The 13,977-nt window shown below is 63.1% G+C and carries 12 protein-coding genes and 1 tRNA gene; 3 read left to right on the top strand and 10 right to left on the bottom strand.

Annotated elements, in window-relative coordinates; genetic code table 11:
* The first annotated feature begins 26 nt into the window (after window positions 1-26).
* Window positions 27-101 (top strand) — tRNA-Gly (locus VE26_RS15270).
* 73 nt (window positions 102-174) lie between these two features.
* Here VE26_RS15270 and VE26_RS15265 read toward each other — a convergent pair.
* The 4 genes from VE26_RS15265 to VE26_RS15250 all read right to left on the bottom strand — a co-directional run bounded on the left by VE26_RS15265 (window position 175) and on the right by VE26_RS15250 (window position 3,893).
* Window positions 175-654, bottom strand: a complete 480-nt coding sequence (locus tag VE26_RS15265; protein ID WP_046106433.1) for an Rrf2 family transcriptional regulator — start codon at window positions 652-654, stop codon at window positions 175-177.
* Window positions 655-729: 75 nt separating this feature from the next.
* Window positions 730-2,235 (bottom strand): tripartite tricarboxylate transporter permease, encoded by a 1,506-nt coding sequence (locus tag VE26_RS15260; RefSeq protein WP_046105990.1) that lies wholly within the window; start codon window positions 2,233-2,235, stop codon window positions 730-732.
* A gap of 12 nt (window positions 2,236-2,247) precedes the next feature.
* Window positions 2,248-2,709 carry a tripartite tricarboxylate transporter TctB family protein gene (locus tag VE26_RS15255; RefSeq protein WP_046105989.1) on the bottom strand — a complete coding sequence of 154 codons (462 nt, stop codon included), beginning with the start codon at window positions 2,707-2,709 and terminating at the stop codon, window positions 2,248-2,250.
* A gap of 200 nt (window positions 2,710-2,909) precedes the next feature.
* Window positions 2,910-3,893, bottom strand: coding sequence for a tripartite tricarboxylate transporter substrate-binding protein (locus tag VE26_RS15250; RefSeq protein WP_046106432.1), 984 nt, complete (start codon window positions 3,891-3,893; stop codon window positions 2,910-2,912).
* Between the two features lie 224 nt (window positions 3,894-4,117).
* On the opposite strand from VE26_RS15250, the gene VE26_RS15245 reads away from it, so the two are divergent.
* Both VE26_RS15245 and VE26_RS15240 read left to right on the top strand, forming a co-directional pair.
* Entirely contained in the window at window positions 4,118-6,001 is a 1,884-nt protein-coding gene (locus VE26_RS15245) for a sensor histidine kinase (RefSeq protein WP_052715951.1), read from the top strand.
* Window positions 5,998-7,344, top strand: a complete 1,347-nt coding sequence (locus VE26_RS15240) for a sigma-54-dependent transcriptional regulator (protein WP_046105988.1) — start codon at window positions 5,998-6,000, stop codon at window positions 7,342-7,344. The genes VE26_RS15245 and VE26_RS15240 overlap by 4 nt, the downstream gene beginning before the upstream one ends.
* A 132-nt stretch (window positions 7,345-7,476) precedes the next feature.
* Here VE26_RS15240 and VE26_RS15235 read toward each other — a convergent pair whose 3' ends face one another.
* The 6 genes from VE26_RS15235 to VE26_RS15210 form a co-directional block, all read right to left on the bottom strand.
* Window positions 7,477-8,532, bottom strand: coding sequence for an ABC transporter ATP-binding protein (locus VE26_RS15235; RefSeq protein WP_046105987.1), 1,056 nt, complete (start codon window positions 8,530-8,532; stop codon window positions 7,477-7,479).
* Window positions 8,533-8,554: 22 nt separating this feature from the next.
* Window positions 8,555-9,634, bottom strand: coding sequence for a Gfo/Idh/MocA family protein (locus VE26_RS15230; RefSeq protein WP_046105986.1), 1,080 nt, complete (start codon window positions 9,632-9,634; stop codon window positions 8,555-8,557).
* Window positions 9,631-10,647, bottom strand: coding sequence for a Gfo/Idh/MocA family protein (locus tag VE26_RS15225; RefSeq protein ID WP_046105985.1), 1,017 nt, complete (start codon window positions 10,645-10,647; stop codon window positions 9,631-9,633). Before VE26_RS15225 ends, VE26_RS15230 begins: the two co-directional genes overlap by 4 nt.
* Before the next feature lie 64 nt (window positions 10,648-10,711).
* The gene (locus tag VE26_RS15220) at window positions 10,712-11,578 is read right to left on the bottom strand and encodes a carbohydrate ABC transporter permease (RefSeq protein WP_046106430.1); all 867 of its coding nucleotides are present in this window, start codon (window positions 11,576-11,578) and stop codon (window positions 10,712-10,714) included.
* Between the two features lie 10 nt (window positions 11,579-11,588).
* Complete coding sequence (locus tag VE26_RS15215) at window positions 11,589-12,536, bottom strand: carbohydrate ABC transporter permease (protein ID WP_084620570.1); 948 nt, start codon at window positions 12,534-12,536, stop codon at window positions 11,589-11,591.
* Window positions 12,537-12,550: 14 nt separating this feature from the next.
* Window positions 12,551-13,846, bottom strand: a complete 1,296-nt coding sequence (locus tag VE26_RS15210) for an ABC transporter substrate-binding protein (RefSeq protein ID WP_046105984.1) — start codon at window positions 13,844-13,846, stop codon at window positions 12,551-12,553.
* Between the last annotated feature and the right edge of the window lie 131 nt (window positions 13,847-13,977).

Below are 13,977 nucleotides of genomic sequence, written 5' to 3'. Positions count from 1 at the left end.
CACTTACAAGGTGCAGCGTCTGGAGCGCGGGTGTAGCTCAGGGGTAGAGCATAACCTTGCCAAGGTTAGGGTCGTGGGTTCGAATCCCATCGCCCGCTCCAATTTCCTTAACGGGAAAAGCAGAAAAAGCGGTCCTTCGGGGCCGCTTTTGCTTTTCCGGGGTTCGGCCCGGCCTCAGCCGTTGGTCCAGCGATGCATTACCGCCTCGCCGATCTCTCCCGCAGCCTTCATCTTTGCAAACCGCCTCTCGAAATCCTGAGCGATATCGGAGACGCGGATAGAGGCGAATCGCGTCATCAGCAGCTGTTCGGCTTCGCTCAGCGTTTCCCCCATGCGCGCGTCCACCGCCCGTTCGACGAGACATGTCGCCACCTCCGCATCGGGACCGATATTGAAGAGCGCGGGTTCGCCGATGGCGCGATAGACGTCGAGCAGGCTGATTTGATCGAGCGCCCGCGCCAAAGTCCAGCCGCCGCCATGGCCTTTTTCGGAGGTGACGATGCCCGCCTCGCGAAACCCGGCCATCATGCGGCGCACCACCACCGGATTGGTATCGAGCATCTGGGCGATGCGCTCGGAGGTGGCGCGCTCGACGTGGCGGTCCATGTGGATCAGCACATGCAGCATGCGCGACATTCGGGTGTCTCTGGGCATTTTCGCCTCGGCAAGCAAGAAGGCCGGCACACTAGCACCGGCCTCCTCATGCAACAATGTGAAGTCCTTGAGGACTCAATCGTCCTCGACGAACACTTCCTTGCGCTTGCGCCGGATCGAGGGCAGCACCGCGATCAGCACTGCCGCCAGGGCCAGAACCAGAAGCGTTGCGGAAATCGGCCGCGTCACGAAGATCATCGGATCGCCGCGCGAAATGATCATCGCCCGCCGCAGATGCTCTTCGAGCAGCGGTCCCAGAACGAAGCCGAGCAGCAGCGGCGCCGGTTCGCAGCCGAAGCGGATCAGCAGGTACCCCACCGCCGCAAAGAAGGCGATCGCATAGACGTCGTAGATATTCTGGTTGATCGAATAGGTGCCGATGCAGGCAAAGAGCACGATCGCCGGGAACAGCACGCGATAGGGGATCGAGAGCATCTTTACCCAGAGCCCGATCAGGGGCAGGTTGAGGATGATCAGCAGCAGGTTGCCGATCCACATCGAGGCGATGATGCCCCAGAACAGAGCCGGCTGTTCGTTGATGACATTGGGGCCGGGCGTGATGCCCTGGAGGATGAAGGCGCCGATCATCAGCGCCATCACCGGATGGGCAGGAATGCCCAGCGTCATCAGCGGGATAAAGGAGGTCTGGGCGGCGGCATTATTGGCCGATTCGGGTCCCGCCACGCCCTCGATGGCGCCCTTCCCGAATTCCTCGGGATGTTTAGAGAGCCGCTTCTCGGCCGAATAGGAGGCGAAGGAGGACAGGATATGCCCCCCGCCCGGCAGGATGCCGAGCAGCGAACCCAGGCCCGTGCCGCGCAGGATGGGCATGGCGATGCGCCGGAAATCCTCGCGCGTCAGCCAGAGATTTTCGACCTTCTTGACCCCCACTTCGCGCTCGGTCTCGTTTTCTAGATTGCGCAGGATTTCGGCGATGCCGAAGACGCCCACGGCCACGGCCACGAAATTGAGCCCGCCGAACAATTCGCGCAGCCCGAAGGTGAAGCGCGGCGTGCCGGTATAGATGTCCTGGCCCACCATGCCGAGCAAAAGCCCCAGCACGATCATGGCCAGCGCCTTGAGAATGGAGCCATGGGCCAGCGCGATGGAGACGAGAAGGCCCAGCACGATCAGCGAGAAATATTCGGGCGCCCCGAAATTGAGCGCCGCGCGCGCTAGGGGCGGCGCGAAGAAGGCCAGGAGGAGCGTTGCCACCGAGCCGGCAAAGAACGAGCCGATGGCGGCGGTCGCCAGGGCCTGCCCGGCCCGTCCCTTGCGCGCCATCTGATAGCCGTCGATGGCCGTCACCGCCGAGGAACTCTCGCCGGGCAGGTTGATGAGGATGGCCGTGGTCGAGCCGCCATATTGGGCGCCGTAATAGATGCCGGCCAGCATGATCAAGGCCGTTGCCGGCCCGAGCGTGAAGGTGATCGGCAGCAGCATGGCGATGGTCGCGGTCGGCCCGATCCCGGGCAGCACGCCGACCAGCGTGCCCAAAAGGACGCCGATGAAACAATAAAGGATGTTGACCGGGTCGAGCGCGACCGAAAAACCCAGCGCCAGGGAGGAGATGAGATCCATTTTTGCGGCCTCCTAGAAGCTGAGCCAGGGGCCGAAGAGCGGCACCAGCATGCCCAGCCCGACCACGAAGATGAGATAACAGAGGACGGTGAGGCCCAGCGCGATCACGAGGGCCGAGAGCAGCGTGTTGCGCCGGCTCGAAATGGCAGTGACCAAGGCCGTGATTGCCACGACCGGGATGAAGCCCAGCCCCCTGATGGTGGCGGCAAAGAACAGGATCGTGCCCAGGACCAGCGCGATGCCCCGCCAGGGCCAGGCCGGGGGCGCCCCCTCGTCGGGCTTGCCGATGCCCTTGGCCGCCACGGCGATGCCGAGCGCCACGAGGATGCCGCCCAGCAGAACGGGCATGAAGCCGGGTCCCATGCGGAAAGGCGTGCCGAATTCATATTTGAGGGCTTCGAACGCAAAGTAGGTGCCGAAGGCCACGAACATCGCCCCCGAGGCCAGGTCATTGCGCGATGCATTGAGCGCCATTGTGTTGTCTCCAAAGCCGGATTCACTGCCGATCGAGCAAGCTCCGATCCATAGGCGTAGGCGTGGCCGCATCTCCCCTTGACGAGGGAGGTCGGGAGGGTGGGGGTGAGCCCCTATATTCTGGCTCACCCCCACCCCATCCCTCCCCCACGCGGGGGAGGGGGCAGGCCGGTAATTGCCGATAAATCGAGCCTTGGCCCTTACTGCGCCGACACGCCGGCTGCCGCGATCAACTCTTTCCAGAGGGCGATCTGGCCTTCGAGCGTCTGCGCCAGGGCTTCGGGCGTGGCCTGGTCGGCGGGCACCGGATAGGTGCCAAGCTCGGCAAAGGAATTGCCGACGCTTTCATTGGCCAGGGCCACCTGCAAGGCGCCGGTCAGGCGTTCGAGGATAGCCGGGTCGGTGCCTGCGGGGGCATAGAGGCCGTGCCAGATGGCGAGGTTGAAATTGTCGAGGCCACCTTCGGCCAGGGTCGGCAGGTCGGGCAGCACGGCGATGCGCTCGGGCGTCGTCACCGCATAGGCCTTGATCTCGCCGGCCTGGATCTGGCTCGTCGTATTGGTGGTCTGGTCACACATCATGTCGATCTGGCCGCCGAGCAGGTCGGTCATGGCCGGGCCCGTTCCCTGATAGGGGACTTCGGTCATCTTGGTGTCGAGCGCATCCATGATCAAAAGACCGCAGAGCTGGCTGGCAGCGCCGATACCGGCATTGGCATAGGTGATGTTCTCGCCGTTTTCCTTGATATAGGCGACGAGGTCTTCGAGCGTTGCCGGCTCGAAATCCTTGCGGGCCACCACGGTCATGGGCACTTCGGTGACAAGGCCGATGGGGGCGAAATCGGTCATGGGGTCGAAGGGCAGGCTGGCATAGAGCGCCGGGGCGGTCGACATGCCGATATGGTGCAGCAGAAGCGTATAGCCATCGGCATTGGCCGCCGCGACCTGGCCGGCGCCCAGCGTGCCACCGGCACCGCCGACATTCTGCACCACAACCTGCTGGCCCAGTTCGTCGCTCATGGCCGCGGCCACAAGGCGCGTCACCGTATCGGTTGGCCCGCCGGCCGCGAAGGGCACGACGATGGTTACCGGCTGGGTGGGATAGTCCTGCGCCACGGCGGCAGCCGCGCCAAGCGCGGAGGCGGCGAGCAGGATGGCGGACAGGGTCTTGAAGCGAACGTGCATGAATTCCTCCCAAAGAAACGATCCCGCTTCCTCCGCGGGATTGCCACAGGCTTTGCAAAGCCCGTGCCAGATCACAAATGCAAGGCAGATATGCATTTGCGCCGGGGCATGCTAAGAGTTTCGGCAAGAAATTGCCGGCTCTTCGGCGGTTATCCGGCAAGATCTTGCCGAAACAGGATTTCACCGTGCGAGCAGGCTTGCGCAATCTGTTGGGACGACGCCACTTGGTCAGCGCTGGACTGGGCCTGATCCTCGTGACGCTGGTCGGCTGGACCACATTCGAGATCGCGCTCAACGCCGCTATTCGCGACGCCGAGGAGCAGGCCCAGCGCCGCCTCACCCTTTTCGACCGCACGCTCGAGGCGATCATCGAGCGGTTCCATTATCTGCCGGTGGCCATTTCGCAATCGCGCGAGGCGCGGGCGGCGCTCGACGATCCGGACGATGCGGCGGCGGTCGAGGGTGCCAATGGCTTCCTGAGCAAGCTCAACGAAACCGCAGGCGCCGGCGAGATCTTTCTCATGGACGAAAATGGCAGCGTCGTCGCCGCCAGCAATTGGTGGACGCTCACCTCGCTGGTGGGCACCAATTATTCGTTCCGGCCCTATTTCGCCGACGCCATGGAACGCGGCAAGGCGCAATATTATGCCTTCGGCATTTCCACCAGCGTTCCGGGCTATTTCCTCTCCCAGCGGGTCGATGGTCCCGATGGCCCGATCGGGGTGGCGGTCACCAAGATCCATCTGGGCGAGCTCGAAGCCATCTGGTGGCGCTCGGGAGAATTGATCGGCATCGTCGACACCAATAACGTGGTGATCCTCTCCACCCGCCCCGACTGGCGCTATCGCCCCATCCAGACCATTCCGGCAGGACGCGCCGCCACCATCGCCGCCCAGCAGAGCTATGGCGAAAACGGCATTGCCAATAGCGGCATCGTCGCCGATCGCTGGCAGTCGCGCGGCACCGAGTTCGCCTATATTGCCGGCGGCGACCCGGAGGCGTCCGGCTATTTCGTGCTCGAGGAATTTCGCCTGCCCAAGCTGGGCTGGCGCCTCTTGTCCTTCATTCCGCTGGCGCCGCTCCAGACCGGGGCGCTTGCCTTGTCCAGCGCGGCGGCGCTGGGTTGCGCCGCGCTCCTTCTGATCGGGGTATTGTTCGAGCAAAGACGGCGTCTGGTGGCGCAGCGGCTGGGCGATCACCTGCGGCTCGAACAGCGCGTCGCCGAGCGCACCGAAGACCTTCACGCCATGAACGCCCAATTGCGGGCCGAGATCGCCGAACGGGTGCGGGCCGAGAAGGCCGAGCGGGACGCCCAGGCGGGCCTCGTGCAAGCGGCCAAGCTGGCCTCGCTCGGCCAGGCTCTGGCCGGGGTGGCGCACGAGGTCAGCCAGCCGGTCGCCGCGCTCACCACCCATCTCGCCAGTGCGCGCCTGCTCGAAACACGGCGCGGTTCGGGCGAAATGGCCCCGGTGATCGCGGCCATGGACAGTGTCGTCAATCGCCTTGCCACGCTTACCGGCCATCTCAAGACCTTTGCCCGCAAGGAAGTGAACGCGGTCAGCCAGGCCGAAATCGGCGCCGTCATCGCCCAGGCGCTCGAGCTGGTCGATCATCGCCTGCGCGAGGTCGGCGTCGATATCGAATATCGCCGGCCCAATCCGCCGATCCAGGCCAGCGCCAATCCGGTTCACCTCGAACAGGTGCTGATCAATCTCATCGCCAACGCGGCCGATGCCATGGAAGAGCGCCCCGTGCGCGTCCTCTCCATCGGTGTCAGGGCCGATGACGGCACCGTCGCCATCGCCATTGCCGATACCGGCAGCGGCATTGCTCCACACGACATGGCCAATCTCTTCGACCCCTTCTTCACCACCAAGCCGGCCGGCAAGGGCCTTGGCCTGGGCCTTGCCATTTCCTCGGGCCTCATCCGTGATGCGGGAGGGCATCTCGGCGTCGAGACGGTACCCGGGCAGGGCAGCACCTTCACCATCACCCTGCCCCTGGTGCAGACCCTGGCCAAAGGCATGGATCGCGCGGCCTCGCCGACCCTGCAGCCTCGACCCGCAAGCGCGAGCCAAAGTCCAGAACCGAAAAGACGTCCCGCATGACGACCCCCAAAATCCTCATTGTCGACGACGACGACATGATGCGCACAGCGCTCGAGCAATGGCTGCGCCTGTCGGGCTTCGACACCACCATGGCCGGAACGGCGCAGGCAGCCCTTTCCCTGGTCGACGACACCCATCCCCATGTCATCCTGACCGATGTGCGCATGCCGGGCCTGTCGGGGCTCGACCTGTTGCACGCGATCCAGGATCGTGGCCTGCCGGTCGAGGTCATTCTCATCACCGGCCATGGCGACGTGCCCATGGCCGTGGAAGCCATGCGCGCCGGAGCCTTCGACTTCCTGCAGAAGCCCTATGTGCCCGAGCAATTGGTCAATTCGCTGACCCGCGCGGTGGAGCGGGCTCGGCTCAGGCGCGAGATCTCAGACCTGCGGCGGCGGCTCGACGGCGGCGACAGCGAACTGGCGACCCGGCTCGTGGGCAATTCGCCCGGCATGGAGGCCCTGCGCCGCGCCGTCCTCGAACTGGCGCCGATCCCGGCCGACATCATCCTTCTGGGGGAGACCGGCACCGGCAAGGAAGTCGTCGCCCGGTGCCTGCACGATTTCTCGCCCCGCGCCGACAAGCCCTTCGTCGCCGTCAATTGCGCCGCCATTCCCGCCGAGCTGATCGAGAGCGAATTGTTCGGCCATGAAGCCGGATCGTTTACCGGGGCGGCCGGGCAGCGGATCGGCAAGTTCGAATTCGCCAATGGCGGCACGCTGCTGCTCGACGAGATCGAATCCATGCCGGCCCTGGCCCAGGCCAAGGTCCTGCGGGTCATCCAGGAGCGTGTCGTCGAGCGGCTGGGCTCCAACAAGCAGATCGCGCTCGATCTGCGTATCGTTGCAGCCTCCAAGGTCGATCTCGAGGCCGAAAGCGCCGCAGGCCGTTTCCGTGCCGACCTTTTCTACCGCCTCAACATGGCGACCCTGCACCTGCCCCCCCTGCGCGAGCGCGGCGATGACAGCGTGCTGCTGTTCCACCATTTTCTGGCCCTGGCCGCGCGCCGCTTCGGCCGCGAGCCGCCGGACCTGCATCCGGCCGATATCAGCGCCATCCTCACCCATGCCTGGCCGGGCAATGTGCGCGAATTGCGCGCCGCCGCCGATCGCTTTGCTCTGGGCCTCAGCGGCAATGGTCGCGCGCTCGGCCAATTGCTGGGCAATCGGGGCCCCGAGCCGGCCGGGGGAAGCCTCGCCGATCGCATGGCATCCTATGAACGCCACATCATCGAAACCGAATTGCGCCGTCATGGAGAATCGGTCTCGGCTGCCGCCGAAGCGCTCCAGCTGCCCCGCCGCACCCTCAGCGAGAAGATGAGCCGGCTGGGCGTTAGCCGTTAGTGACGTCCAGGTGCCGTCAGCGGCGTTCGCCGAAGCTCAACGTTCACAGTCTGCTCACCAATTCCGCCCTGATGTCACAAAAAACCCCGCCCTTGCGGACGGGGTTTTGTGCCTTGCGAGAGCGCCGGAACGCTAGCGGATGGCATTGCCCTCGGCGTCGAAGACATGGGCCTTGGATGGATCGAGATAGGCCGGAACCGTCGATCCCAGTTCGACGCTGCGCTGGCCCTCGAGCACGATGGTCAGCGCCTCGCCATCGGCTGTCGTGGCGTAAACCACTGTCTGGCCACCGAGATTTTCGACGAGGTCGACCCGAACATCGGCGAACTTGATCCCCGAGCCCTCGACGATCGTGATGTGTTCGGGCCGGATGCCGAGCGTCTTGGCCCCGCCCACATCCCGTGCCAGCGCCAGGCTCGACCCCGCCGCCCTCAGAACCCCGCCTTCCGCACCGGCGGAAAGGAAATTCATCTTGGGCGAACCGATGAACCCGGCGACAAAAAGATTGCGCGGATTGTTATAAAGCTCGAGCGGCGCCCCCGCCTGCTCAATGATGCCGGAGCGAAGCACCACGATCTTGTCGGCCATGGTCATGGCCTCGACCTGATCATGGGTCACGTAGATCATCGTGTTGCCCAAGTCATTGTGCAACTTGGCGATTTCGACGCGCATGGCGACGCGCAATTCGGCGTCGAGGTTCGACAGGGGCTCGTCGAACAGGAAGATCTTCGGCTCGCGGACGATGGCCCGGCCAATGGCGACGCGCTGGCGCTGGCCGCCGGAAAGCTGCTTGGGCTTGCGCTTGAGCAAGGGCTCGATCTTGAGGATTTCCGCCGCCCGCTGCACCCGGCTCTCGATTTCGTGCTTGGGCATTTTCGCCGTTTCGAGACCAAAGGCGAGGTTCTGGTACACGTTCATATGCGGATAGAGCGCATAGGACTGGAACACCATGGCGATGCCGCGCCGCGCCGCCGGCACCTCGTTCATGCGCTGCCCATCGATCAGAAGATCGCCGCCGGTAATGGGCTCAAGCCCGGCGATCATGCGCAGCAGCGTGGACTTGCCGCAACCGGACGGGCCCACGAAGACGGTGAATTCGCCAGGGTCGATGGTGAGATCGACACCATGGATCACCGCCACTTCGCCATAGGCCTTCTTGATCTGCTTGAGTTCGATACGGGTTGCCATATGCCTCTCCTCCCGCCCGTGCCTACCGGTACGCCGCCGGTACCCAGCTCTCATAGAGCGGGTGATCGGGGCCCAGTGGCAGAACGACTTCCTGATGGGTGGACGATGAGTGATAGAAAGCGGTCACCAATTCGAGCGCTCGACGGGAATCCGCACTGGTCACAGGCAGTTTCCCCTTGCCCTCGATGGCATCGTGGAAGCGGGCCATTTGCGTCTGAAAGCGGGACGGCACATGTTGCCAATCGGCCAGCAGCGCCTCGATCCTGTCCTTGACCTCGTCATTGCGCGGCAGGATCTTCCAGGGTGCATTGCCCGGATTATAAGGGGCGTGGTCGCTTTCGATCGTCACGTTCTCGAACTGCAGCCGGATACGGGTGATCTCGTCCACAGAGCCCAAGGTTGCAGTAAAGCTGGCCAGCGCTCCGCTCTTCATTTCGAGCGAGGCTGAAATCACGTCCTCGACCTCGATCGGGTTCACCCGGGTGGCGACGCGACCGAACATGCGGGCAATGTCGCCCATCAGATAGGTGAAAATATCATGCGGATGGATGGCGTGGCCCATGAGCACGCCGCCCAGTTCGGTCTTCCACTTGCCGCGCCAGGGAACGGCGTAATAGGGCGCTTCGCGCCGCCACATGGTTTCAACGGTGCCGCAATAGGCCTTGCCGGCAACGCCGGCATCGATCACGGCCTTGGCCTGTTCGATGCCATCGCCGAAGCGATATTGAAACACCGGCATCAGAAGACCGGAAGTGCTCTTTTCCAGCGCCATAATGGCGTCGACTTCCTTGAGCGAGCCGACAAGCGGCTTCTCGCAGACGACGTGCTTGCCTGCCTCGAGCGCTGCGGTGACCATGGAAAGATGGGCGCCCGGGGGTGTGCAGACATCGATGATGTCGATGTCGTCCATGCCCAGCAGGTCATCGAAATTGACGACGCGCCGTTCGATGCCGAACTCATCGGCGACCTGCCCCAGCCGCTCGGGATTGAGGTCACAGAGGGCCACGACCTTGAACTTGTCGGAATTGGGCAGGTAGCCCTCGACAATATGGGAGCGGCCGATGCCGCAACCGACGACAGCGACGTTCAATACGCGGCTCATTGTGCCCACTCCGTGCCTTGTTCAGCCATGGCCTGGGCGGTCAGGGCCATCTTCATGGCGTTGTAGCAGCGCTGCTGCGGCATGGCCGTTTCCGTGCGGTTGCGCACGTCGTCGAGGAACTGGCGGCCAAAGGGCATGTCGACGCCAGAGCAGTCGATATGCTGGGTGCCCTTTTTGTCGACGAGGAAAAGATGGTTCTCGCCGGTTCGGCCGGCGATATCGACATATTTCCTGAGCTCGATAAAGCCCTCGGTGCCCAGGATTGTGAGGCGCCCGTCGCCCCAGGTCGGCAGACCCTCGGGCGTGAACCAGTCGACACGGATATAGCCGGTCGTCCTGTCGGTGCGGATATGGGCGTCGCCGACGTCCTGCAGTCCGGGCCGGTTGGGATGATTGCGGTTATGGACATTTGCCGAGACCACTTCGCCGTCCATGGCACCCGAGAAGAACAGGAATTGCTCGAACTGGTGGCTGGCGATGTCACAGAGAATGCCGCCATAGCGATTGCGCGTGAAGAACCAGTCGGGGCGGTTGTTGAGCCGCAGCGAATGCGGCCCGAGGCCGACGGTATTGACCACCTCCCCGATGGCGCCCTGGGCGATGAGATTTCCGGCCTCGACGGCGGCAGGCACTTCGAAATGCTCCGAATAGAGCACCGAAAAAATGCGGCCGGTTTCCTTTTGCACGCGCATGACCTCGTCGAGTTGCGCGAACGTGGTCATGCCCGGCTTGTCCGTCAGCACGTCCTTGCCGTGCTTCATGGCGGCAATACAGATATCGGCGCGGTCGCCGGGAATGGCGGCAGTGGTCACGACCTGGATGGTAATGTCTTCGAGGATTTCCCGCGGATCGGTCACGCGCCTGGCCTCGGGATACTTTTCGCCGAAGGTCTTGGCCAGATCATCCTCGATGGCGTGGAACGCCACGAATTGGGCGCCAGCACGCTTGAGGCAGTCGACCTGGCCATAGATATGGGCGTGATTGATGCCGATGGCGGCAAACTTGATGGTCATTTCAGCAGTTTATCCTGGTCGTCGCTGATGACGGAGCGTGGCGCACCACGCTCCGAAAGCTGGGTTAGCGCTTCATGCCCGTGGTCGCGATGCCTTCAATGAGAAGACGCTGGAACAGGAGGAAGAAGACAAAGATCGGGACAAGACTGAGCACGCTCATGGCGAACATGCCGCCATAATCGGACATGCCGGTATTGTCGGTGAAGGTGCGCAGGCCCAGCATGACCGTGTATTGGCGCAGATCGCTGAGATAGATCAGCGGGCCAAAGAAGTCGTCCCAGGTCCAGATGAAGGTGAAGATGGCCGCCGTCGCCAGAACCGGAGTGGAAAGCGGCAGGATGATCTTCCAGTAGATGCGCCATGGCCCGGCCCCGTCCATACGTGCGGCTTCATCAAGCTCCTTGGGCAGGCCGCGGAAGAACTGCACCATGAGGAAGATGAAGAAGGCGTCGGCGGCAAGAAATTTCGGCACGACCAGCGGCAGGATGGTGTTTACCCAGCCCAGGTTGAGGAAGAACACATATTGGGGGATCAGCGTCACCTGATAGGGCAGCATCAGGGTCATCAGCATCATGGCGAACCAGAAGCGGCGGCCGGCAAATTCGAGCCTGGCAAAGGCGTAGGCCGCCAGCGAACAGGCGATGACATTGCCGATCACCGAAAGGATCGAGATGACGAAGGAGTTAATGAACAACTGCCCGAAGCCGACGCGCAGGCCGTTCCAGCCGCGGATATAGGAATCGATGCTCCAGTTCGGCGAAGGCAGGACCGAGACGCCGGAGGTGAAGATCTCGTTTTCCGGCCGGAAAGACGAGGCCATCAGCCAGAGCAGGGGGTAGAGCATGACGATGGACGCACCGATCAGCAGCACATGCGCGATGATCGACATGATTTTCTTGCGGGTCGGCGACGACCCGGTGACTACGGTCATGCGCGCTGCATCAGTCGTCATAATGCACCCAGTATTTCGAGCTGAGGAACGAGAAGGCCGTGAAGAGGGCGACGATGGCCAGGAGCACCCAGGCCAGGGCCGAGGCGTAACCCATGCGGAAGAAGCCGAAGGCCTCGTTGTAGAGATAGAGCGTGTAGAAAAGGGTCGAATTGATCGGCCCGCCCGTGCCGCCCGAAATGATGAAGGAGGGCGTGAAGCTCTTGAACGCCTCGATGGTCTGGATGATGGCGTTGAAGAAGACCACAGGCGTCAGCATGGGCAGCGTGATCTTCCAGAATTGGCGCCATTTACTAGCGCCATCCAGGCTTGCAGCTTCATACATGTCCTGCGGGATCTGCCTCAGCCCGGCAAGAAAGATGATCATGGGCGAACCGAACTGCCAGACCGCGAGGATGATCAGCGTCCACAAGGACGTATTGGGATTGGAAATCCAGCTCGGGCCCTGGATGCCGAAATTGGCGAGAACCTGATTGACGAGGCCATTGCCTGCGAACATCTGCCGCCAGAGAATGGCGATAGCCACAGAGGCGCCAAGCAGGCTCGGCAAATAGAACAGGGCGCGATAGAGCGGCAGGCCCTTCATGCCGCGATTGAGCAGCAGAGCCACGCCGAGCGCGAAGGCCAGCTTGAGCGGCACCGAGAAGATGACGAACACAAAGGTGACCCGCATTGAGGCGGCAAATTTCGGGTCATTGGTAAACATGCGCATGTAATTGTCGAGCCCGGCCCAGCGCGGTGCTGTCAGCAGGTCGAAATGCGTAAAGCTCAGGTAGAACGATGTCAGGATCGGCCCGATGGTCAGGCCGAGAAAGCCGATGAGCCAGGGCAGAAGAAAGAGATAGCCGGGGGCGTGGTTTTGCCACACCCCAGACCAGAAGGATGGAGGGGCCACGCGGCCGGCTCCGCTCGAAGCAGTGTTGTCGACCTGCGTGGCCATAGTCTGGTCCTGGATCAGCTTGCGCGCTGCAGAATGGCCGCAGCTTCGGAAACGAAGTACTGGCCGGCGTCTTCGGGCGAACGGGCACCGAAGGCTACTTCCTGGCTCAGGACTCGCAGCAGCGACGCGTCGATTTCACCGGCAGCAGCCGGGGGCGGCGGCGGCAGTGGCCCGAGCAGGTCACCGAGATTGGCGACGAATTCGAGCGCGATCTGGTCGGCAGCATTGAGGTCGGGAGCAACCGCCTCGCGCGTTGCCTCGATGCAGGGAATGCCACGCTCGACGCCGAGCACCTTGGCCGCTTCGAGGTCATTGACGAAGAAGCTGAGATATTCGGCAGCCAGTTCCTTGTTGGCGGACGAGCCGCCGACAGAGAAGAACATGGACGGCTTGCGGTAATGGCCGCCACCGACACCCTCGGCAATACGGGGATAATTGGTGATGGTCAGCGCATCGGTCATCAGCGTCTGGAAGGCCACGAGCTGGTTGGAGTTCGACGGCATCATCGCCGACTTGCCCATCACCACCATCGTGGTTTCCAACGGACCATTGGTGTCGAGCGCCTGATCCTCGGCGGTCACGCAGATACCGTCATTGCGGAAGCCCTGCCAGAGCGTGAACCATTCGATCGCCGCATCGGCATCGAAACCGAGCTGGCCATCGGCTGTATAGAGGGCGAGGCCCTTCTGGCGCAGCCAGTTGTCGAGCATCGGCTCGGAGCCGGAACCATCGGCGATGACGCGGATGCCGCCGCGCACATTGGCGGACTGGAACGCCTCGCCCATGGCGCGGATGTCGTCATAGGTGGTGTCGCGGTTGGGCGGCTCGATGCCGGCTTCCTCAAAGGCTGCGAGGTTGACCAGCTGCGCCACCGAATTGGCGCCCAGGCTGATGCCGTAGAGCTGGCCGTCAACCTTACCGCCTTCGAGCTGATCTTCGTCGAAACCATCAAGCTTGAGCGCGCTGCCGACATATTCGTCGAGCGGCGCGATGGCGTTGCGCTTAGCGTATTCGACGATGTAGCGGTAGTCCATCTGAACGATATCGGGCGCGTTGCCGCCAGCCGTTTCGGTGGCAAGCTTGGGCCAGTAATCGCCCCAGCCGAGGAAGCTGCTGTCCACGCCGGCGCCATTGGCTGCGGTAAACAGGTCATTGACCGCATAGGTGCGATCGGCGCGGGCCTGACCGCCCCAGAAGAACTGGCGCAGAGTGGCACCCTGTGCCCAGGCCGGTCCGGAACCGAAAGCTGCCGCGGCAGCCAGTGCCGACGATCCCATCAGGAACTGGCGGCGTCCAAGTCGAATGCTCATGTGTTTTCCTCCCATGAAACGGACTGCTTCGATCGCGAAGCAATACCCTGTCTCAGCGGCCTCCCCGCCGCTAAATCACTAATCGGTTACTAAGCGAATGCCTTGCAGACATCCGCTAGATGGTCTTCACA

The organism is Devosia chinhatensis, from assembly GCF_000969445.1.
Classification (GTDB): domain Bacteria; phylum Pseudomonadota; class Alphaproteobacteria; order Rhizobiales; family Devosiaceae; genus Devosia; species Devosia chinhatensis.
This window is presented reverse-complemented; position numbering and strand designations above follow the sequence as displayed.